Genomic DNA, 22,077 nt, shown 5'->3' with positions numbered 1-22,077 from the left:
TGGCGGTTTATCAGGCGTTAACGGTTGAGGTGTAAGCGGCAATGAAGTCACGGCAGGCGCTGCCCGGTCGGTAGCGCTGCTCATCGATGCTCTGCACGGGGGTGATTTCGGCAGCGGTCCCCGTCAGAAAACACTCATCGAAGTCGCCAAGCTCTGTGGGAAGAATCGTGCGCTCGACCACCTGGTAATCCAGCGCCCCGGCCAATTCGATAACGGTCTGCCGGGTGATGCCGTTGAGGAAGCAATCGGGCAGCGGCGTGTGCAGCGTCCGGCCTTTGACGAAGAACACGTTGGCACTGGTGGCCTCGGCCACATGACCACGCCAGTCGAGCATCAACGCATCGTGATAACCGTTGTTTTCCGCATCGTGCTTGCTGAGCGTGGCGATCTGGTAATGCCCCGAAGCCTTGGCTTCGAACGGACTGCTGCTGGGCGGCGGCCGGCGCCATTCGGCGGTCTTCAAGCGAATGCCGCCCATGTGCCCCGCCGGGTCGAAGTAACTCGGCCATTGCCAGCAGGCGATCGCCACGTGCACGCGGTTGAAACGGGCCGAGGTGGAGATCATTTCACTGCCGCGCCACGCCACCGGTCGCAGGTAACCGTCGACCACATTGTTGCGTTGCAGCAGTTCATGGCTCGCCGCTTCCAGCTCGGCCAGCTCATAGGGAATCGCGAAATCCATCAGTTGCGCCGAGCGATACAGCCGCTCGCTGTGTTCACGCAGTTTGAAGATCCTGCCGTTGTAGACACGCTCCCCTTCATACACGGTGCTCGCGTAATGCAGACCATGGGTCAGCACATGCAAGCGCGCTTCGGACCACTCGACGAACTCGCCGTCGAGCCAGATAAAACCTTCACGCTGATCAAACGGTATGCCGCTCATATCCCTATCTCCTGATGAATTTTCCTACGCCGTTTCGAGCAGGACCGGTATCAATTCGGGCGCTGCAACAGGCTCCGGCTGAAAGAAAAACGCGCGCTCACCAAACGCTGGCCGCAACTCGTCGAACCAGGTCGCGTGGGGATCGAATCGCGCATAGAACGTGCGCAACACCCATTGCGGATCGCGTGCCTGAAGGAACTGCAACACGAAGACTTTTTCCCCGGCGACCACTTCAATTCCGTTGATCAACACCTTGCCGTAGAAGGTGCTCATGGACGGCCCGCGCACCGTGCGCGCCAGCCCGGACACCGTGCGGTAAGCCGCCTGGAAGATCTCGAACGCCCGCGCCAGCGGCATCGCGAAGTAGTGGCTCGGCCCGGTATCGCGCTCGACAAACAGGTAATAAGGCACGGCCCCCAAGCGCACGCCTTCGGTCCAGAGCGCGGCCCAGTCGGCCGGGTTTTCGTTGATGTGGCGGATCACCGGCGCCTGCATGCGCAACGTCGCCCCGGTGGAACGGATGCGTTCGACCGCCTGACGGGCGATGTCCTGACGGATTTCCACCGGGTGGTTGTAGTGGCCCATCACCGACAGATGTTTCCCTGCCGCGACGATCCGTTTAAACAGCTCCAGCAGCTCTGGCGCATCCTTGTCGCTGACAAACCGCTGTGGCCAATACGCCACGGATTTGGTGCCGATACGGATGCTTTTGAGGTGTGGCAGCTCCAGTAGCGGCTCGATGTACCCCGCCAGCGAACGGGTGTTCATGATCATTGGGTCGCCCCCGGTGATCAGCACGTCGGTGACTTCGGTGTGCACCCGCAGGTAACTCACCAGCTCCTGGGATTCTCGGGCGTTGAACTTGAGTTCTTCCTCGCCGATGAACTGCGCCCAGCGGAAACAGAACGTGCAGTACGCGTGACACGTCTGACCTGCGCCGGGAAAAAACAGCACGGTCTCGCGGTACTTGTGCTGAATCCCCGGCAGGACTTTTCCGTCGAGGGTCGCGCCGTTGTGCGTCAGTTGCCCGGCCGGGTGCGGATTCATACGCAGCCAGATGGCTTCGATCCGACGCTTGATGGCCACTGCGTCATCCTGCTCGATCAGTTGCTTGAGCGACGCGTACTCGTCCGGCAGCAGCATGTCCTTGTGGGGAAAGGTCATGCGAAAAATCGGATCGTCCGGAATGTTGTCCCAGTCGATCAGCGTGCCCAGCACGTATTCATTGGTACGAAACGGCATGACTCGCGCCACGACGTTCATGGCTTCCTGCAGCGCGGGTGTCAGTTTTTGCCAGTACGGCGTGTCGCGAATGGTCCGCGAGTTGTAGGGTTTGTATCTTTCCTGCTCCGACAGTCCCTGCATGGCAGCGCTCCTGGTGATCCCTTGGCATTGGCCTTAATGATTCGAGAGCTGGATGGACGGCGCTGCGCGCTCTATGTCCACCCAGGCCCGAACGCTGTCGCGGTCCCATTGCCGACGGACATACGCCGCCAGTCGCGCAGGGACCTGATCACCATTGGCCACCAGTCGATTGAGCATGATTGCCAGGTCGGTGTCGGCAATGCTCCAGTCACCGAACAGGTGATCGGCGCCCTCCTCCAGCAATCGGTCAGCGACGAAGAACAACCGGTCGACAGCGGCCAACGCCTCCTCGGACAGCGAGTTGTCTTTTTTGCCGAAGTAGATGAGGTCCGCAGGTCGCTCTTTGCGAATGACCAGCAGATCACTGCGCAACCAGGCCTGGAGCTGGCGGGCGCGGGCGCGCTGCTTGATGTCCAGCGGGAACAGTTTCGGGTGCCCCGGGGCTATTTCTTCCAGGTATTCGGCGATCGCCGAAGACTCCGACAGTGCAAAACCATCGTGCACCAGCGTGGGGATCTTGCAGGTCAGCGAGACGTCACGATAATTCGCCTGATAGTTCTCACGCGCCTTCAAATCCAACGTAACAAGTTCAAATGAAATTTGCTTTTCCTTCAACGCCACATATGCCGACATGGCAAAAGCACTGACATAATCTGCGCCAACATAAAGTTTCAGCTTCGTACTTTCCATAGAACGTTCCCTTGCACTAACCATAATAATCCGTTGCATTGGAAACGATCGTAGTAAGTTGAATAAGCGCTGAACAGATACAGAAATTATCTGTTTCTACGGATACAGAAATTAAACAAACACAGGTTGCCCGGGAGGCACGGGCGGCGGTGACGGAAAATAAAAAGGGAGCCTGCGGTCGCAGACTCCCTGAATGGCAGCGTAAGGAAAATCAGACCCGATGGCTGATCAGACCATGGCGTCCGCGGCGTTGGAGAGCAGCGCCATCTGCGGCATGTTGCTCATGTTCAACATGGCCAGCGACTCGGTGGCGCTAGTGTTGACGAAGCCGTGCCGGGTCCAGGCCGGCACCAGCAAAACGTCGCCGGGACTGACGTTCACCGCATCGGCATCGCCCAGGGTCAGCGCGCCACTACCGGATTGAATGATGAACAGGTGCCACCATGAATGCGCATGGCCATTGAGTTCGGTACCCGGTTTCAACCATTGCATGGACACCGCCATCCCTGGCGTCAACTTGCAACCTTCGATGCTGTTGTCGTGCGCCAGCGCGACGATATCGATCTCGCTGGCCTCCAGGCTCTGGCGCATGTCGGCAAGTTCGCCACCCTTCCACACCCGTGCATTAACCGAAGGGCGATTCAAACTCTGGCGAAAGTCTTTGTATGGAAAAAACCCACCTTGAATATTATTCATCCGCAAACACCGACTTGTTATCGACTCAAGTGAGCAGACACTAGGCGAACATCAGCCCACTGTAAAGGCGAGCAACTAACACTCACAACACTGAAGGTCGCAGCGCCACAATCATGTCAATTTCCACGGCGGCGTTTTTGGGCAATTGATAAACACCGACTGTTGTTCGGGTATGTTTCCCTGCATCACCCAAGACATGACTGAAGACGTCCGAGGCACCGTTGGCGACGTCACTGAGGTCAACGAAATCCTCCGTGCACCGCACGTACACCGTGACCCGAATCAGCGACTTGATTTTATCCAGCGAACCGATGGCATCGACGATCAAGGCCAGCCCGCGCATGGCGCTGATACTGGCGGCGGCTTGAGCGTCCGTCAGGTTGAGTTCGCGCCCCACTCTGCCGGGGTACTGAATTTTACCGCTCATGCGCGGCACCAGGCCGCTGACGTAGATTTCATCGTGATGCCGCACCAGGGGCGAGTAGTGCCCGCCCACGGTGTTCTCGCCGTAGATGTCATAACCCAGCTCTCTCGCCAGGGCGATAAAGCGCTCATCACACGACGTTTTTAACTCAATCATTTACCCAACCCTCTTAACCAATAATGCTTGAAACCCCGAAGGCTCAACCCGCGGCTCTCGCCGGCGCAGCCAGACAGGTCACTTCGACGCGCGACTCGATCGCCTCTGCCAGACGCAGCAGGTTTTCGCTGAGCGCTGCGTAGTCCTCGCTGAACAACACGATGTGGCCGATAAACGAGGTGTTGTCCTTCACCAGTGCGGTGACGGAATCACTGAGGCGTTTGGAGTAAACCGCCTCGATCAGCTCGATGTTCATTTGCCGGGCCAGCGCCTCGATGTCCGGAACATGGCGCAACAGCCCGCCCGCCGGCGCCCGCAGCAGGCGAATGCCGCAATAGCCACGGGCAACCGGATCGCGATGGTCGACCGTGCCTTCCACCGCCCAGCGGACCCAGCGTTCCCACGGATCGAAATCGATGAACGCCAAACGCGCCAGGTCCCAGATGTGCATGCCACCGGGGCGCATGTTGGTTTCCACCGCCGATGTCAGGCCGTCGCGGCGCAGGAAAATCTCGTTGTGGTAGGCGCCGTTATCCAGCGACGCCAACCCGGACATGTGTCGGCCAGCAGCTGCCAGGCGAGCCTGAACGTCGGCTGCTAGAGGCGCCGGCACGACTTGCTGGATTTCCGCGCGATAGGCGCCTTCGGTGGTGGTTTTCTCGGTGACCCAGGTGCTGCCCGCGACGTAATCCCAGCTGTACTCCCGGGCGTTCTGAATTAGCTCTTCGAGGACGATGCCGCCTTCGCGATACGACTTGAGCGCCTGCCAGGCCTCGTCGCACTCGGACGGATGATGGATGACCCGGCAACCCCGGCTCGCGCCTTCGCAGGCGGGCTTGATGAAGGCTTTGCCGCCGAGTTCGACCACTCGCTCGCGCAACTCGCCCAGGCTTTCGATGCGTGCGGAGAACACCGGTCGGTAATCCACGGGCGCGCTATCGGCAGCGGCTTCAAGCTTGCGGAAAATCTGTTTATCCAGCCCCGCCCGCGCTTCGCCGGGGGTAATGCCGGGCAGGTCGAAATGTGTGGCCAATGCGGCACCAAGCAATACGCCGCGGTCGGAAAAAGGCAGGACGCCGATCAGTTTCCATTGATCGACACTGAGGCAACCGGCCACCAGATCGACGGAGTCGGCGATGTCCTGCGGGGCCATCGACGCAGTGCAGACGTGATCGGCCACCTGATCGTCTTCGGCTTGAATCTGCTCGACCACCAGGATCAGCCGGGCGTTATAGAGCGTCTTGCAGAGGTCGCGTAGCTTGCGGATATCGTGAACCCGATTGCCGTTGTACCCGACCACTACTACGCATGACGTCGTGTTCATGAAGCCTCCGAACGATGGAGTAAAAAACGCAAAAGCGGTGAATCAGTCGTGCAATGACGCGCTGGTTTTACGGTTGAACCAGTACCAGGCCAGGATCCCACCGGCACCGATGGCGGCCAGCACCAGGGCGTTGTAGGGCGGAGGCATCACCCGCATGATCAACACCGTCAGCCCGGCCCCGACGCCCAGGGACACTTCCTTGACGAACATGTTGTTCTGCTTGACCGAGAAGTAATCGAGGTAGCTGAAGGCGCATTCGGCGATGGACAGCAGTGCCACCCAGATCAGCGCGCCGGCGAGGGTTTCGACGTGGAAGGCGGCCGGTGACGAGAGCACCGCGAAACCGCCGACGATGATGGCGATGACCGCGACCACCTTGAAGCGCCCGGTGCGTTCGATCAGCTTCATCACTGGGACTTGGGCGAAAACCACCACGGTGCTGTTGAGGATCAGCATCAAGCCATACCAGGCGGGCAGCTCACCGGTCTTGAGCAGGATCGCTTGCGGCAGGATCGAGAACACACCGAACAGCTTGATGCCCATGATCACGCCGGCGATCACCCACGGCAGTTTGTTGCGCCAGCCGCTGCCGTCGTGAGTGACCGGGCTGGCCACCACCGGCTGGGTGGTGAACGTCGCACCCATGGCGATGGGCAGGCACAGCAGGACAAAACCCGCGGCACCGAGGAAAAACAGAGTGGGGGTCAGCAGCGGTGACAGCAGGATCAACCCCGCCACCAGGCTGCCCATGTTCATGGCGACGCGGTTATAGGCGGCGCCCTCCTTGGTCTGGGCGGCTTCGCTTTTGATCAGGTAACCGGCAATCGCGATGCCGTAGGCGAACAGTGCGGCGGCGAACATCACCATGCCCTGATTGCTGGTGACCGCCAGCAGCACCAGCCCGAGGGCGGCACACATCAGCGTCACGCTCAGGGACCGGCGCCCCAGCACCAGCAAGGTCAGCGGGAGCAGTAACAACAAGGCCCGATAACCGAGGGCGAGAATGCTGTTGGTGGCGGTGTCGAGCCAGACGTTGGCCTTGCCCAGTACCGCAAACAGCGACACGGCGGTGATGATCCGGATCGTGAACAGGCGAATGTTGATCACCGGTTTGGCGACGGCTACCGTGGTTTGAACACTCATGCAACACCTCTGGAACCAGCAATTGTTCAGGCGTCCAGCGCCAACAATCGAGAAAGTCTGTAAGGTGATGGTAGAGAGGGCCGCTTGTTTTCATCAGAGCAAGTTCGTCCGGAATCCAACGAAGTTTACTGCCAGAGAGACCAGTAAAATGCAGGTTCAGCGCGCAGTGATCGCTGCTTTCGAGTTCCAGCCAGGTGTGCCGCTGGTCCAGCAGATCGTCGATCAATTGTCGGTGGCAATTACTCAGGGCGGGCTGCCTCACGGCTCGCGATTGCCGCCGATTCGCGAACTCTCCGAGTTGATGAGCGTGGGGAAATCCACGGTGGTGGATGCGCTGGATCGCTTGCGGGCCAAGGGCCTGGTGGTTTCACGCCAGGGTTCGGGGCATTACGTTCATCGTTCCACCGCGACGTTAAAAGTCGACGCCGGTCCGGATTTACAACCCCAGGACACCCTGAGCGTTGTTCGCCGCGCGGTGCTGCAGGACAGCGGCGCGCTGCGTCCAGGTGCCGGGTTCCTGCCTTCTTCCTGGTTGCCGGCTGAAGAATTGCTCAAAGCCTTGCGCGGCACGCTGCGCGCCAGCTCCTTGCGCATGGGTGAATACGGCGTTGCCGCCGGTTACCTGCCGCTGCGCGAGGCGTTGCGAGTCAAACTCGCGGCCATCGGCATCGAAGTGCCAGTGGACCAGATCGTCACCACCGCCAACACCGTGCAGGCCATCGACATGCTGATGCGCCTGCTGGTCAAACCCGGCGACACGGTGCTGCTCGACGATCCCTGCTACTTCACCATGCACACCAACCTGGCCCTGCATGGCGCCCGGGTCATCACCATCCCGCGCGCAGCCGAAGGCCTGGACCTGGAGGCTTTCGAGCGATTGCTGATCGCCCACCGCCCCGTGCTCTACATGACCAACAACACCCTGCACAACCCGACCGGGCACTCGTTTTCCCCGGCGCAGGTTTATCGCTTGCTGGAGCTGAGCCATCGCTATGGTGTCCACATCGTCGAAGACGATTTGTATTGCGACCTGCAACAGCGAAGCACACCACGCCTGGCAGCCGGCGGTCTGGACAATGTCAGTTACGTCTCCGGTTTTTCCAAGACCCTGACGGCCAACAGCCGGGTCAGTTATGCCGTGCTTTCGCCGCAACTGGCGGCCCGCATGGTCACACTGAAAATGGCCTGCGGCGGCATGACGTCGGAGCTGGCGGAGCAGATTATCTGCACGATGCTCAGTGACGGCAGTTACGCCAAACACACGCGGCGCACTGTGGATAGGCTGTACGAATCCAGCAGCCGGGTGACCAACTGGCTGCTGGAGGCGGGTTGCTCGTTGTCATCGCTGCCCCATGAAGGCTTGTTCCTCTGGACGCGATTGCCGGAAGGGTTTCATGCCGAAACGCTGGCGAGGAAAGGCCTGGATATCGACCTGGTGCTGGCACCCGGTACGTTGCTGAGCAAGGCGCCGGATGCCAGTCAGTTTCTGCGTTTCAATGTGGGACACAGCGACAACAGCCAAGTGCGGGAACGGTTCTTCCGGTTGCTCGACACACCGAGTAAATAACTGACCCCATCCCTGTAGGAGTGAGCCTGCTCGCGAAGAGGCCCTATCAGCCAGCATCCATCTTGCCTGACATACCGCCATCGCGAGCAGGCTCGCTCCTACAAGGGTTCAGCGTCACGCGGGAGACAGTAAAATCAATCCTTCGTGGGAGCGGGCTTGCCCGCGAAAGAGCCGTCACATCCAGCATCATTATTGTCTGACCCACCGCTTTCGCGGGCAAGCCCGCTCCCACAGTGATCGCAGTGCCCAAACGTCTACCATCAACCTACCCGGCCAGCAGATCGCTATGATTGCGACCTCTGAAAATGCCCGATAGCTTGAGCCGGTGGCTGCCAATTCAGCGCCCGGGCCTGAGAACTCGCATTCGATGCAGGAACCATCGGGGTTCTCGTTATGCACACCGGAAATTCATTCAAGATTATTGCTCTCGCCTGCTTAGTAACCACCCACCACCGTCCAGAAAGCGGAGGTGTCCAATGACTAACCTCAGAGACCTGAAAACCATCGGTTTCACCGCCTTCTGCTACCACGACAACCAAGCGCTGTTCCGCATCAACCGGGGTGTTCCGATTATCCAGGCGCTCCACCACGCTTCGGATCTGCTCCATATCGCCAAGGTTCTAGCCTCGGACGCCGCCATGGTTCGCGACTCTGATCGACACGCCTGGGCGTCGCATTTTTTGCAGGATATGAGCAAAGCGATCATCGATGATGTGGCGAAGGTGCTTGATGCGCCTTGCAACAACGTCACTTAAAACGAAAAGCCCCGTGCATCTCTTGATGCTCGGGGCTGCAGGGATACCAATAGCTTTTGATGTACTACCGGCCTTTTTGAGCTCAGGAAGTAAATCGCTCACTGACTTGCTCAATCTCAATGCCCGCTATGTCCTCCTCCTGCGTCCCAGGCACAGGGATGTCGCCAAAGGTCGCATCGCACAACATGATTGCGCCTTCCCGTTGACCCGCCATGTCCTCAACTCCCTGCATCAACTCTGCAAACAAGTCACGCGCGCTCATGGCTCAACTCACAGTCGCACGTTGCTCAGCCTCATAGTGTCGAGTCTGAAAAGGCATGAGTGTTTGAGCCTTTAATCCCAGTCCTTCGCTTAGCCCCCAGGAGACGGCTAGCTCATCCCGACGTCGGCGAAGCGGTGCGACCACCTCGGGCGTAGCCACTTGGTTGGAGGTCGAATGGGCAAACAGCTCAAGTACATTGAGGGTTTCCGATACGCGCATATCAGATACACAGGCAAAGCGAGTGAATCGTTCGAGCAAATAGCCTGCCCGCCTGACCTCCACTGCGTCAGTATGGCCATTCAGAAAAGCGGTAATTTCGTTTTCAAGGTTCGAATCAGAATACCAAACAGCCTTGGCTGCACTCACAAGCGCGGCGTCATCGGCTTGATTTAATGGGCTTTTGACCAGTGTGTCCAAAGCTGATGAAAAGACGTTGTCATTAACAGACTTCGCCATCAGCACTCTCCAGGTAGTCTTGAAAAATGTGGATTAGAGCTCACATCCCGAGGTTAGAGAGACGACTTCTGACCAACAACCTGAAAGTTTTGTGGGAGGTTTTTACGGTTTTACCGATTAATCACCGTTGCCTGTCAGACCGTCATCGCGAGCAGGCTCGCTCCCACAAAGGGGCAGCGCAGGGCGCAAAATGTATGACATCCCGATCTACTGTAGGAGCGAGCCTGCTCGCGATGCAGGCAACACAATCCACCAGAACACCACCAATAAAAAACCCCGCCCTTCTCTCGAAGGGCGGGGTTTTTCGTTACAGCATCCGACGCTTAAGGCGCGTACGTCAGCAACAGCTCGGTCGGCACTTTGAAGTCCAGGGACATCATCACGCTCAACGCGGTAATGGTGAAGATCGAGAACACGAACAGCTTGCGTGCCCAGACCGTGTCATCCACTGCCTTGTAGCCGGTCCAGGCCATGTACAGCCAGTACATGCCCATGGCGGCGGCGACGGCGAGGTAGCTCATGCCGGCGTAGCCGCTGAAGGTCAGCATCAAGGTCGCCACGAGGAAGGCCAGGATGTAGATCAGGATGTGCTTCTTGGCCACTTGAATCCCGCGCTTCACGGGCAGCACCGGAATCGATGCGGCCAGGTAATCGTTGAAGCGGAAGATCGCGATGGCGTAGGAATGCGGCATCTGCCACAGGCTGAACATCACCAGCAGCGTCAGTGCAGCCATGTCGAAGGTGTTGCTCACCGCGACATAGCCGATCACCGGCGGCATCGCGCCCGACAGGCTGCCCACCAGCGTGCCGTGAACCGACTTGCGCTTGAGGTACAGGCTGTAGAAGCCGACGTAGATCACGAAGCCGATCACGGCGAACAAGGCTGCCAACGGGTTGGCCACCTTGTACAGCAATGCAACGCCGGCGACACCGAGGAGGGTCGCGAAGATCAGGGCCAGTTTCAGGGAGACAAAGCCCTGGACCAGCGCCCGGTTCTTGGTGCGTTCCATCTTGATGTCGATGTCGCGGTCGATGCAGTTGTTGAACACGCAACCGGAAGCCACGACCAGGGATGTACCGATCATGGCGGCCAGGAAAATGGCCAGATCGACATGCCCTTTCGAGGCCAGGAAAAATCCGCCTGCCACTGAAAGCACGTTACCGAAAATGATCCCCGGTTTGGTGATTTGGATAAAGTGCTTCAAGGACATGCGGAACTACCTCACTTCGCCATCATGTTGGTGTGGATGCTGAACATGATCCACAACGACAGGCCAACCAGCAGGACGATCACGATCGCGGCGAACACAAACGCAATCACGTTGTTACGCTGCGCGGCCGAACGGTCCAGGTGGAGGAAATACACCAGGTGCACCAGCACCTGGATGACGGCGAAAGCCAGCACGATCCACAGCGTCAGCGACTTCGGCAGCGACGGGTACATCACCAGACCGAACGGGATCAGGGTCAGGATGACCGACAGGACAAAGCCGATCACATAGGACTTGACGCTGCCGTGGCTGGCGTCGTGGCTGTCATGGGAGTGAACGTTAGCCATTTACATAGTCCCCATCAGATAAACAACGGTGAATACGCAGATCCACACCACGTCCAGGAAGTGCCAGAACAGGCTCAGGCAGCTCAGACGGGTCTTGTTGGTCGCCGTCAGGCCGTTTTTCTGCACCTGGTACATCATGATCGCCATCCAGATCAGACCGCTGGTCACGTGCAGACCGTGGGTGCCGACCAGGGTGAAGAACCCGGACAGGAAGCCGCTGCGGCTAGGGCCGTAGCCCTCGGAGATCAACATGTGGAACTCGTTGATTTCCATGCCGATGAAGCCGGCGCCGAACAGGAAGGTCATGGCCAACCAGCCCAGGACCTGCTTCTTGTTGCCACGGAAGAACGCCAGCATGGCGAAGCCGTAGGTGATCGAACTGAACAGCAGCAGAGCGGTTTCGCCCAGTACGTATGGCAGTTCGAAGATGTCGTGGCCCGACGGGCCACCCGCTACGTTGTTAACCAGTACCGCGTACGCTGCGAAGATCGACGCAAACAGAATGCAGTCGGTCATCAGGTAGAGCCAGAAACCGAAGACGGTCATCTCGCCCGAGTCGTGGTGATGGTCATCGTGCCCATGTTCATCGACATGGGTGTGTCCAGCATTGGTCACTAAGTTCGACATGGTTTAAGCCTGTTCCAACGAGGTTTCAACACGGGTGGCAGTAGCAGGGATTTTCCCGGCCGCGACCAGACGCTTGTGCTGCTCGGCTTCGATGCGCTCGATCACGTCGACCGGCACCATATAGCCCTGGTCATCACGTGCAGCGTGGATCACGAAGTACACCACGGTGCCGATCAGGCCGAATGCAGCCAGCCACCAGATGTGCCAGATCATCGCGAAACCGAACACGGTCAACAGAGCACCCATGACCAGGCCGGTCGCGGTGTTGTTTGGCATGTGGATCGGCTGGTACTTGGCCGGAGCCTGGTACGCGGTGCCGTCTTCCTTGGCTTCGGTGAACGGGTCGATGGTGTCTGCTTTTGGCAGCACGGCGAAGTTGTAGAACGGAGGTGGCGACGAGGTCGACCATTCCAGGGTGTGTGCATTCCACGGGTCACCGTGTTCGCACATGTTTTCCGGCTTGTTGCGATCACGCACGCTGACGTACAGCTGGATCAGCTGGCAGGCGATACCGACAGCAATCATCACCGCACCGAACATGGCGACGTACAGGTACGGCACCCACTCAGGGTTGGTGGTGGCGTTCAGACGACGGGTCATGCCCATGAAGCCCAGTACATAGAGCGGCATGAACGCGACGAAGAAGCCGGTGATCCAGAACCAGAACGCAGCCTTGCCCCAGCCTTCGTGCAGCTTGAAGCCGAACGCTTTAGGGAAGTAGAAGCCGAAGCCTGCGATGTAGCCGAATACCGCGCCGCCGATGATCACGTTGTGGAAGTGAGCGATCACGAACAGGCTGTTGTGCAGAACGAAGTCGGCACCCGGGATGGCCAGCAGTACGCCGGTCATGCCACCGATGGCGAAGGTCACCATGAAACCCAGGGTCCACAGAACCTGGCTGGTGAAACGCAGACGACCCTGGTAGATGGTGAACAGCCAGTTGAATAGCTTCACCCCCGTCGGGATCGAAATCAGCATCGTCGCCAGACCGAAGAAGGCGTTGACGCTGGCACCCGAACCCATGGTGAAGAAGTGGTGCAGCCAGACCATGAAGCCCAGGATCGAGATCGCGCCCGAGGCGTAGATCATCGAGTGGTGGCCGAACAGACGCTTGCCGGAGAAGGTCGAGATGACTTCGGAGAAGATCCCGAACGCCGGCAGAATCAGGATGTAAACCTCGGGGTGACCCCAAGCCCAGAACAGGTTGACGTACATCATTGGATTGCCACCAAGTTCATTGGTGAAAATGTGGAAATCCATGTAACGGTCAAGCGTCAGCAGTGCCAGGGTAGCGGTCAGGATCGGGAACGAAGCCACGATCAGGACGTTGGCCCAGGTGCAGGTCCAGGTGAAGATCGGCATGTCCATCAGCTTCATGCCAGGGGTACGCATTTTCAGCACGGTAGCGAGGAAGTTGACCCCCGTCAGCGTCGTACCTAACCCGGATAGCTGTAGCGCCCAGATGTAGTAGTCCATCCCCACGCCAGGGCTGTATTGCAGGCCCGACAGCGGTGGATAGGCAACCCAGCCGGTCTTGGCGAATTCGCCGACGCCCAGGGACAGGTTGATCAGGACCACGCCGGATACCAGCAGCCAGAAGCTCAGGGAGTTCAGGAACGGGTAGGCAACGTCACGCGCGCCGATCTGCAGCGGCACTGCAAGGTTCATCAGGCCGGTGAAGAATGGCATCGCCATGAAGATGATCATGATCACACCGTGAGCGGTGAAGATCTGGTCATAGTGTTCAGGAGGCAGGTAGCCAGGCGAACCCTCGGTGGCCATGGCCAACTGGGTACGCATCATGATGGCGTCGGCAAAACCGCGCAGCAGCATGACCATGGCGACGATGATGTACATCACGCCGATTTTCTTGTGGTCGACCGACGTCAGCCACTCGGACCACAGGTAGGTCCACTTTTTGAAATAGGTGATTGCAGCGAACAGGCCCAGACCACCGAGGGCGATCATGGCGATGGTCACCATCACGATCGGCTCGTGGAACGGGACCGCTTCCCAACTTAATTTACCAAACATCGTTTACTCCTCTGCCCCGGCAGCTGAATGCGAGTTCATGTCCGTAGCGGCCACTTCTTTCTCTTTCTTCTCGTGGTGCACCGGCTTGCCCGGTTTCATACCTTCGTACTTGTCGACGATGATCTGGAACAGGTTCGGCGTAACCGAGGAGTAGAGCTCGACCGGGTTGTTCTGGCTCTGCTTGGCAAGAGCAGCGTATTCAGCCTGTTCAAGCTTTTTAGGTGCCTTTTTGACTTCACTTACCCAGGCGTCGAATTCTTCCTGGGTGGTTGCGGTCGCTTTGAATTTCATACCGGTGAAGCCGGCGCCGCTGTAGTTGGCCGAGATACCGTCCATTTCAGCGTTCTGGTTGGCGATCAGGTGCAGTTTGGTCTGCATGCCCGCCATCGCGTAGATCTGGCCGCCCAGCGCAGGGATGAAGAACGAGTTCATCACGGCGTCAGAGGTAATCTTGAAGTTGATTGGCGTGTGCGCCGGGAACACGATCTTGTTGACCGTGGCAATGCCTTGTTCCGGGTAGATGAACAGCCATTTCCAGTCCAGCGCGACCACTTCGATGGTGATCGGCTTGACGTCCGATTCCAGCGGCTTGTAAGGGTCCAGGGCGTGGGTGGATTTGTAGGTGACGTAACCCAGGGCGATGATGATCAGCACTGGAACAGCCCACACCGCGATTTCGATCTTGGTGGAGTGCGACCACTTCGGCGTGTAGACGGCGTCAGTGTTGGACGCGCGGTATTTCCAGGCGAACAGGAAGGTCATGATGATGACCGGAACTACTACCAACAGCATCAGCAGCGTTGCGGTGATGATCAGGTTTCGCTCGTCCAGGCCAACCTGGCCCTTGGGATCGAGCAAGGTCATGTTGCAGCCTGACAGCAACAACGTGCCGATCAGCGGCAATAAGCCTAGTAGTCTGGGGTACCTGTTTTTACTCATCTCACGACCTCTAAAGCAGCTTGCGCAATGCAGTTGGGTTTTGATCGCCAACACTTCACCCTGCCAAGGGTTGGCATTTCTTGGATTGAATAAGGGCTGCCCGTCGCGCGTCAGACGCTGTTCGACAAATCCTGGGCTAGCGTTGAGTTCTTATTCGAATTCGTGGTCAAAGGCCTTGTTACAGACCAATTCCATTTGGTGCGGATAGTTGGAAGGCACCGACACCAGAGGATCCGCATGAAGCCATCTGGCCTCTCGACATCCTATTGCTGCTCATGCACCTGAATCAGGGTGAGCAGTGCCGGGAATTCAGTGCGGGCGATTGTAGATATGTAACGATTCATAAACCATGTCTCATCCCGAAATAAATTTTATCCATTCCAGCAACAATCCTTGACGCGTTTTGCAAAAGTGCGCCATGTTATCGAAATCGATTCTCAACAAAAACACCAAAAATAGTAGGGCTACCACCCGCAGTTCAGACAGTATCCGAGGCGTCTGCCCCCGCCTCCATCCTGCCCAAGCCCCCATGCGACAAGGCCTCTGGCAATTCGCCAGCCCCTGTTAAAACTGCCTGTTACGGATTGGGTTGTCGGGACGTGGAAGCCGTGCCAAAAGACCAATTTCCTTACGCCGACACACACCAATCCGGGGCACTGAAATGCCCTGCGACACTCTCGCTGTGACAACATGTCGCACATGCGCCACACCCCTCCTTGCCGCACATCACGATCTTTTTACCTGGCCTCTGAAATGCAAAACGCCCCGGCCCTCTCAACGAGGACCGGGGCGTTTTCATCAGTCATTCAGCGATGCGGCAAATGCGCTCAGCGCAGCGCTTTGCGGTTGCGCGAGGTGAGCAACGGCACCAGCACGACCACCAGCACAAAGGCGATCAGCGCCCATTGCGCCAGGGACAGACCGAGGATCGGCGGGTAAGGCGTGGAGCAGAATCCGTCGACCTGGAAGCCCAGTGGGAAGATCTTCGCCAGCGGCAGCCCGTCGACAATCGGTTGCAGCACATCGATGCCGCAGCTGACCGCCGGATAGAACTGGGTAAAGACATGATGCCCCGCCACCCCGGCGCCTGCCAGCGCGCAGATCACCACCAGGGTTTCAAACACGGTAATGCTGCGGCGGGTGCGCATCGCTGCGCCGATGAACGCGAAGATCGCGATCAGCAGCAAGGCATAGCGTTGCAGGATGCACAGCGGGCATGGCGCCTCGCCCAACACAATCTGCATGTACAGCGCGCCACCGATCAGCGCCAGGCAGATGATGCCCAGCAACACCAGGTAGCGCCGCTCACGGCCCAACCGCATCGTTTCCTCGCTCATTGCGTTTCCCTTCTAGATATCGATTGACCGGAAGTCTACACGCTGGCCCGGGCGTTGGAGAGCCCGGGGCGCACTGAATAGATGTCGGGAAATAAACGACAAGGCGGTTAAGAAGGGATTAACGGGTAATGCTCCACGCAGGCCCATTGTAGGAGCGAGCCTGCTCGCGAAAAACGTCTGAACGACACGTTCATTCAGACGGCCCGCGTAATCGTTGGCGTCCATCGCGAGCAAGCTCGCTCCTACGGTTGAACGAATTCCATTGTAGGAGCGAGCCTGCTCGCGAAAAACGTCTGAACGACACGTTCATTCAGACGGCCCGCGTGATCGTTGACGTCCATCGCGAGCAGGCTCGCTCCTACCGTTGAACGGAATCCAAGGTAGAGGCGTGGTTGATCAGTCGCCGTAGATGTCCGACTTGAAGTACTTGTCGGAAATCTTCTGGTACTCGCCACTGGCACGGATGCCGTCGATCGCGGTGTTCAACTGACTGACCAGCTCGGTGTTGCCCTTGCGCACTGCAATACCGGCGCCCTCACCCACGTATTTCGGGTCCTTGAGCTCAGGACCGACAAAGGCATAACCCTTGCCGCGCGGCATCGACAGGAAGTCGTTCAGCGGGATCGTGTCGGCAAAAATGGCATCGAGGCGGCCGGCCGCCAGGTCCATGTAGATTTCTTCGTTGTTGCCGTAACGCTTGACGTTGATGCCCTTCGGCTCAAACACCTCGGTGGCGTAACGGTCGGTGGTGGTTGCACGCTGTACACCGACAGTCTTGCCCTTGAGGCTGGCGTACTGGTCATCCACGGTTGCGCCTTCCTTCATCACCAGGCGCGAAGAAGTGAAGTAGTACTTGTGGGTGAAATCCACTGACTTCTTGCGGTCTTCGTTGATGGTCATGGACGACAGCGCCATGTCGATTTTCTTCACTTTCAGGGAAGGAATCAGACCGTCGAACTCACCTTCGACCCACACGCACTTGACCTGCATCTGCGCGCACAAGGCATTGCCGATGTCGTAGTCGAAGCCGACGATTTCGCCCTTGTCGGTTTTCGATGCGAACGGCGGGTAAGCCGCTTCGATGCCGATGCGCAGGGTTTTCTCGGCGGCGAACAACGTGCTGCACGCCAACAAGCTCAGGGCCAGACCGGTGATGAGGGGGAATTTCTTCATGTTCGTTCTCTCGCGGGTTGTTGTTGGTTTGGCAAGACAGATGAAGAGCTGAAACAGGGGAGCCTTTTTTGTACTTATAATTCCATACTGGACTTTTATGTATAAGTCGTCAATCGGGGCGAATGGAGATGTGCGGGCCGGTGGTCGGGTGGGCGGTCATAGGGATTTTTAGGGTTGCTGATGGCCTCATCGCGAGCAGGCTCACTCCTACAGTGGATCTCCATGAGCACACATTCTGTGTACGACGAAGATCAACTGTAGGAGCGAGCCTGCTCGCGATGGCGTACTTGAATGCGACGCGGAACCTACTGCTTCCAGCGATCCGCCGCTGCATGATCGCTGTCACGCCCCTCAACCCAACGCGCACCCTCGCTGGTGTTTTCCTTCTTCCAGAACGGCGCACGGGTTTTCAGGTAATCCATGACAAAAGCGCAGGCGTCGAATGCCGCCTGGCGGTGGGCGCTGGCGGCGCCGACGAAGACGATCGGCTCGCCCGGTTCCAGGGCGCCGATGCGGTGCAGCACTTCGAGTTTGAGCAACGGCCAGCGCTGCTCAGCCTCGGCGGCGATCTTGCCGAGGGCTTTTTCGGTCATGCCCGGATAGTGTTCGAGGAACATCCCGGCCACGTCGAGCCCGTCATTGAAGTCGCGCACATAACCGACAAAACTGACCACCGCCCCGACGCCGACATGGGCGGCGTGCATGGCGTTGACTTCAGCACCCGGGTCGAACGGCGTGGACTGCACGCGGATGGCCATGCCTCAGCCTCCGGTCACGGTCGGAAAGAACGCTACTTCATCGCCGTCGCTCACCGGCTCGTCGAGCTGGCAAAGGTCTTCGTTGCGGGCGCACATCAGGTTCTGCTCGCTCAGCACATCGGCGCCATCGCGCTTGGCCAGCAGCGCGCGAACGTCATCGACGGTGGCGAAGTCACCTTCGACCTTCACCGAGTCCACGCCCAGTGCTTCTCTATAACGCGCGAAAAACTTCACGGTGAGGTTCATGGCTGATCCGCCTGGTAATGCCCGCTCTTGCCACCGAGTTTCTCCAGCAGGCGCACGCTTTCGATGGTCATGCCGCGATCCACGGCCTTGCACATGTCGTAAATGGTCAGCGCCGCGACACTGGCGGCGGTCAGCGCTTCCATCTCGACACCGGTCTGCCCGGACAGCTTGCAACGCGCGACGATGCGCACGGTGTCGTCGCCTTCGGCACTCAGTTCAACCTTGACGCCGGTGAGCATCAGCGGATGGCACAGGGGAATCAGATCGCTGGTTTTCTTCGCCGCCTGAATGCCGGCAATGCGCGCCACGGCGAACACATCACCTTTGGGATGGCCGCCGCTGACGATCATCTGCAGGGTGTCGGGCAGCATGCGCACCAGCGCCTGGGCCGTCGCCTCGCGGAACGTCACGGCTTTTTCGGTGACGTCGACCATGTTGGCGCGACCTTGGGAATCGAGATGAGTCAGCACAGGGTTACTCCTGATCAAGAGCCCCGATTGTAAACCTGTGGGTCAATTTTCCGCACGCCTGATTATTTGTTCACCACAATCCCCTTGTAGGAGCGAGCTTGCTCGCGATGGTGTATCAGTCAGCTCGGTGTTGACTGACACACCATCGCGAGCAAGCTCGCTCCTACAGGGGGGGGATTTGTGTTGGGCACAAAAAAACCGGGCGACCCGCAAGGGCCGCCCGGTTTTTGGTGAGGGTTACAAATGCGATTCGGCGTATTCGGCCAGAATCGAACGTGGCACCCCTTGCAGGGTGATGTGAACACCGTTCGGGAAATCCTTGAAGCGCTCAGTCAAGTACGTCAGCCCGGAGCTGGTCGCGGACAGGTAAGGGGTGTCGATCTGCGCCAGGTTGCCCAGGCACACCACTTTGGAACCGGCGCCGGCACGAGTGATGATGGTTTTCATCTGGTGCGGCGTGAGGTTCTGGCATTCATCGATCAGGATCAGGCTCTGCTGGAAGCTGCGGCCCCGGATGTAGTTGAGGGATTTGAACTGCAACGGCACTTTGCTGAGGATGTAATCGACGCTGCCATGGGTGTTTTCGTCATCCATGTGCAAGGCTTCGAGGTTGTCGGTGATGGCGCCCAGCCAAGGCTCCATTTTTTCCGCTTCGGTGCCGGGCAGGAAACCGATTTCCTGGTCCAGGCCCTGCACGCTGCGGGTGGCGATGATCCGGCGATAACGCTTGCTGACCATGGTCTGTTCGATCGCCGCGGCCAGGGCGAGGATGGTTTTACCGGAACCGGCCGCACCCGACAGGTTGACCAGATGGATATCCGGATCGAGCAAGGCATACAGCGCCAGGCTCTGGTAGATGTCACGCGGCTTCAGGCCCCAGGCTTCCTGGTGCAACAGGGGCTCCTGATGCAGGTCGAGAATCAGCAGCTTGTCTTCGTCGATTTCCTTGATCCAGCCGACAAAGCCCTGTTCGTCGATGATGAATTCGTTGATGTGCACCGCCGGCAGGTTGTCGATCATCTTCACCTGGTGCCAGGTGCGGCCGTGGTCCTGACGGGTATCGACATTCTTGACCAGGTCCCAGAAAGAGCCGGTCATGTTGTGATAACCGTTGGGCAGCAGCGAAACGTCGTCAACCAGTTGGTCAGTGCTGTAATCCTCGGCCGCGATCCCGCACGCCCGGGCCTTGAGGCGCATGTTGATGTCTTTGGTGACCAGCACCACGGGCAGCTTTGGATAGCGCGCATGCAGGTCGATCAACTGGTTGATGATGATGTTGTCGTTCAGGTGTTCGGGAAGAATGAGGTTCGGCTCGGCACGCTTGCTCATCAGAATCGACAGCAAACCCTTCGGCCCGCTCTTGCCACGCTGGATCGGCACTCCCAGTTCAACGTCTTCAGGGCTGGCTTCGCCCAGGGTCTTGTCGATCAGGCGAATCGCCTGACGGCATTCCGCAGCCACGCTGTGATGCCCGCTCTTGAGCTTGTCCAGCTCTTCAAGCACGGTCATCGGGATCGCGACGTGGTGTTCTTCGAAGTTAAGCAGCGCGTTTGGATCGTGAATCAATACGTTGGTATCGAGTACATAAAGGATTGGCTGGTTGGAGGAAGAACTACGTCCGTGATCATCCATACTCGGTCACCTTTGTGGGAGCCATTCGACGCAATACCATGACAGTGCTGCGCCTCGAAGTGACTGCCGAATTCACCTGCGAGGGATCAAGTGAACTGCACACAAAATGGGTCTTGGGAGACGCCACCTGTGTTGCAGGTTTCGGCGGTCTGTCTTCGTAATACTCCAAAACCCGTGACAGAAAAAAGTACTTTGACGCTTTTTTGAAGTTTATTTTTCAGAGTGACCAATAACACTTGGCGGACTGCCATCACCCCGTTAAAGTCGGAAGTCCGCCTGCACCGAAATTCCTTCCTGATTCGCCCCAACCCCAATGAATACGGGCTTTCGCCCTTTTCAGCGAAACGCGTCCTGACAGTCTTCCCAACCGATCCCGGCGGGCGCCGTTTGCGTGACAAGCCAGGGAAGCGCCGTTTTCACCCCGTCCTGCTTGACGTTGAAATTGATCACCCCGTGCCGCCACAGCAGCATCAGGGTCAGGACGCGCTGTGCGCTCTGATTGCCCTTGAGTTTGCCGGCGCCGTCCTGGGCATCGATGTCCCACAGCGCCACTTGCAGGCCCTGGGATCTGAAAAAGCCTTCCGCGTCCGAACGGCGCTGGCCATCGGGCGGACGGAACAGCGGCACATAGTTCTCCGGCAGTTTGCTTTTGACCAGTTCGGCGCTGCGTCGCACCGAATCCTGCCAGTCCTGCCAGTGGCTGTGGGAACGGAATTCCCAGCCTTGCACGCCGATGCATTGCGTCGAGTAAGTGGCTTGCAGGCTGGCCACGGAACGGTCAGCCAGACGCGCCTGGATGTCTTTGCCGAGGACGAAGAACGTGCCGGTCATGTTGGCCTTGCGCAGGTACTCGGCAACCCACGCCGTGTTGTCCGGCGCGGCATTGGCTGCGCTGTCGAAGGTCAGCAGGAACAGCCGGTCATGCATCTGCTCGCCGTTGCGCTCATAGTCGCCAAAGCGATCGATCTCGCTGCTGGTTTGCGGAAACAGCGCGGCCTTGCGCAATTGCTCGTCAAGGTACTGCGCATGGAACAGCCGGCTCGGCTCGGCCCACTTGATGTAGTAGCTGTCGGCACTGACCTGGAACTTGGCGGCTTGCTCGCGCAAGGTGGCCATGTCCTCCACCAGATAACACCAGGAAGCATCCTGATCACAGCTCTGCTGGGCGAAGTTGTAGTTGGCCAGCAACTGTTGCCACATGCGCTGCCGCAGGTGGTTGACCGAGTCCAGGTTGATGGTGCGCAAGCCCAGGCGCTGGGCCAGGCTGGCTTCGTCCAGCGATTCGCTGGCCAGCAGCACGCGCGCGAACATCAGGATCTCTGCCCGGGACGCGACATCGAACAGCGTCGGGTTGCTCAGCTGCTCAGGCCAAGTGGTGCGGTCGAGCGTCGCCACATCGCCCGGCGCCGCCAGGGCACCGAAACTCAACAGCCAGACCGATAATAGAAGAACGATACGCAATGGGATGTCTCCATAACAAAACCCGCGCGGCACTATAGCTGATCCCGCCCCTATTCCCGCAGCACCGCCGAATACCTGTAGGAGCGAGCCTGCTCGCGAAAACGGTATGTCTGTTACCGGT

23 protein-coding genes are annotated in these 22,077 nt (G+C 58.6%); 2 read left to right on the top strand and 21 right to left on the bottom strand.

Annotated elements, in window-relative coordinates; genetic code table 11:
* Positions 1-10 precede the first annotated feature (10 nt).
* The 7 genes from ACF6ZU_RS17660 to ACF6ZU_RS17630 all read right to left on the bottom strand — a co-directional run bounded on the left by ACF6ZU_RS17660 (position 11) and on the right by ACF6ZU_RS17630 (position 6,681).
* Positions 11-883, bottom strand: coding sequence for a branched-chain amino acid aminotransferase (locus tag ACF6ZU_RS17660; protein ID WP_392885514.1), 873 nt, complete (start codon positions 881-883; stop codon positions 11-13).
* Between the two features lie 24 nt (positions 884-907).
* The gene (locus tag ACF6ZU_RS17655) at positions 908-2,248 is read right to left on the bottom strand and encodes a KamA family radical SAM protein (protein ID WP_392885512.1); all 1,341 of its coding nucleotides are present in this window, start codon (positions 2,246-2,248) and stop codon (positions 908-910) included.
* Positions 2,249-2,281: 33 nt separating this feature from the next.
* Positions 2,282-2,938 carry a glutathione transferase gene (yfcF, locus tag ACF6ZU_RS17650; protein ID WP_392893843.1) on the bottom strand — a complete coding sequence of 219 codons (657 nt, stop codon included), beginning with the start codon at positions 2,936-2,938 and terminating at the stop codon, positions 2,282-2,284.
* Between the two features lie 228 nt (positions 2,939-3,166).
* Entirely contained in the window at positions 3,167-3,634 is a 468-nt protein-coding gene (locus ACF6ZU_RS17645; RefSeq protein WP_392885510.1) for a cupin domain-containing protein, read from the bottom strand.
* An 82-nt stretch (positions 3,635-3,716) separates the two neighbouring features.
* Positions 3,717-4,214, bottom strand: coding sequence for a RidA family protein (locus ACF6ZU_RS17640; protein WP_392885509.1), 498 nt, complete (start codon positions 4,212-4,214; stop codon positions 3,717-3,719).
* Between the two features lie 43 nt (positions 4,215-4,257).
* On the bottom strand, positions 4,258-5,538 hold the full coding sequence (locus tag ACF6ZU_RS17635; protein WP_392885508.1) for a biotin carboxylase: 1,281 nt from the start codon (positions 5,536-5,538) through the stop codon (positions 4,258-4,260).
* Between the two features lie 42 nt (positions 5,539-5,580).
* Positions 5,581-6,681, bottom strand: a complete 1,101-nt coding sequence (locus tag ACF6ZU_RS17630) for a hypothetical protein (protein WP_392885507.1) — start codon at positions 6,679-6,681, stop codon at positions 5,581-5,583.
* A 148-nt stretch (positions 6,682-6,829) separates the two neighbouring features.
* Here ACF6ZU_RS17630 and ACF6ZU_RS17625 point away from each other — a divergent pair, with 148 nt between their 5' ends.
* Positions 6,830-8,248, top strand: coding sequence for a PLP-dependent aminotransferase family protein (locus ACF6ZU_RS17625; RefSeq protein WP_392885505.1), 1,419 nt, complete (start codon positions 6,830-6,832; stop codon positions 8,246-8,248).
* 476 nt (positions 8,249-8,724) lie between these two features.
* A complete protein-coding gene (locus ACF6ZU_RS17620) occupies positions 8,725-9,003 on the top strand; it encodes a DUF3077 domain-containing protein (protein ID WP_392885503.1) in 279 nt (92 codons plus the stop codon).
* A gap of 82 nt (positions 9,004-9,085) precedes the next feature.
* On the opposite strand, the gene ACF6ZU_RS17615 is transcribed toward ACF6ZU_RS17620, so the two are convergent.
* The 14 genes from ACF6ZU_RS17615 to ACF6ZU_RS17550 all read right to left on the bottom strand — a co-directional run bounded on the left by ACF6ZU_RS17615 (position 9,086) and on the right by ACF6ZU_RS17550 (position 21,956).
* Complete coding sequence (locus tag ACF6ZU_RS17615) at positions 9,086-9,265, bottom strand: hypothetical protein (protein ID WP_392885501.1); 180 nt, start codon at positions 9,263-9,265, stop codon at positions 9,086-9,088.
* Between the two features lie 3 nt (positions 9,266-9,268).
* A complete protein-coding gene (locus tag ACF6ZU_RS17610; protein ID WP_392885499.1) occupies positions 9,269-9,721 on the bottom strand; it encodes a hypothetical protein in 453 nt (150 codons plus the stop codon).
* Between the two features lie 323 nt (positions 9,722-10,044).
* Entirely contained in the window at positions 10,045-10,932 is an 888-nt protein-coding gene (cyoE, locus tag ACF6ZU_RS17605) for a heme o synthase (protein WP_392885497.1), read from the bottom strand.
* A gap of 11 nt (positions 10,933-10,943) precedes the next feature.
* Positions 10,944-11,279 (bottom strand): cytochrome o ubiquinol oxidase subunit IV, encoded by a 336-nt coding sequence (cyoD, locus tag ACF6ZU_RS17600; protein WP_392885495.1) that lies wholly within the window; start codon positions 11,277-11,279, stop codon positions 10,944-10,946.
* On the bottom strand, positions 11,280-11,906 hold the full coding sequence (locus ACF6ZU_RS17595) for a cytochrome o ubiquinol oxidase subunit III (protein WP_392885493.1): 627 nt from the start codon (positions 11,904-11,906) through the stop codon (positions 11,280-11,282).
* Positions 11,907-11,909: 3 nt separating this feature from the next.
* Positions 11,910-13,940 carry a cytochrome o ubiquinol oxidase subunit I gene (cyoB, locus tag ACF6ZU_RS17590; RefSeq protein ID WP_392885491.1) on the bottom strand — a complete coding sequence of 677 codons (2,031 nt, stop codon included), beginning with the start codon at positions 13,938-13,940 and terminating at the stop codon, positions 11,910-11,912.
* A gap of 3 nt (positions 13,941-13,943) precedes the next feature.
* Entirely contained in the window at positions 13,944-14,879 is a 936-nt protein-coding gene (gene cyoA / locus ACF6ZU_RS17585; RefSeq protein WP_392885489.1) for a ubiquinol oxidase subunit II, read from the bottom strand.
* A gap of 827 nt (positions 14,880-15,706) precedes the next feature.
* Positions 15,707-16,216 (bottom strand): disulfide bond formation protein B, encoded by a 510-nt coding sequence (locus ACF6ZU_RS17580; RefSeq protein WP_392885488.1) that lies wholly within the window; start codon positions 16,214-16,216, stop codon positions 15,707-15,709.
* Positions 16,217-16,612: 396 nt separating this feature from the next.
* Positions 16,613-17,389 carry an ABC transporter substrate-binding protein gene (locus tag ACF6ZU_RS17575; protein ID WP_017340378.1) on the bottom strand — a complete coding sequence of 259 codons (777 nt, stop codon included), beginning with the start codon at positions 17,387-17,389 and terminating at the stop codon, positions 16,613-16,615.
* A 305-nt stretch (positions 17,390-17,694) separates the two neighbouring features.
* Positions 17,695-18,147: a molybdopterin synthase catalytic subunit MoaE gene (gene moaE, locus ACF6ZU_RS17570; protein WP_392885486.1), complete on the bottom strand. Its 453-nt coding sequence runs from the start codon at positions 18,145-18,147 to the stop codon at positions 17,695-17,697.
* A 3-nt stretch (positions 18,148-18,150) separates the two neighbouring features.
* Positions 18,151-18,393, bottom strand: coding sequence for a molybdopterin converting factor subunit 1 (gene moaD / locus ACF6ZU_RS17565; RefSeq protein WP_008025385.1), 243 nt, complete (start codon positions 18,391-18,393; stop codon positions 18,151-18,153).
* Positions 18,390-18,863, bottom strand: a complete 474-nt coding sequence (moaC, locus tag ACF6ZU_RS17560; RefSeq protein ID WP_392885484.1) for a cyclic pyranopterin monophosphate synthase MoaC — start codon at positions 18,861-18,863, stop codon at positions 18,390-18,392. The genes moaD and moaC overlap by 4 nt, the downstream gene beginning before the upstream one ends.
* A 237-nt stretch (positions 18,864-19,100) precedes the next feature.
* Complete coding sequence (locus ACF6ZU_RS17555) at positions 19,101-20,495, bottom strand: PhoH family protein (protein ID WP_392885482.1); 1,395 nt, start codon at positions 20,493-20,495, stop codon at positions 19,101-19,103.
* 336 nt (positions 20,496-20,831) lie between these two features.
* The gene (locus ACF6ZU_RS17550; protein ID WP_392885480.1) at positions 20,832-21,956 is read right to left on the bottom strand and encodes a polysaccharide deacetylase family protein; all 1,125 of its coding nucleotides are present in this window, start codon (positions 21,954-21,956) and stop codon (positions 20,832-20,834) included.
* Positions 21,957-22,077: the final 121 nt, after the last annotated feature.

This window comes from Pseudomonas migulae (assembly GCF_043225285.1).
Taxonomy (GTDB): Bacteria; Pseudomonadota; Gammaproteobacteria; order Pseudomonadales; family Pseudomonadaceae; genus Aquipseudomonas; species Aquipseudomonas migulae_C.
This window is presented reverse-complemented; position numbering and strand designations above follow the sequence as displayed.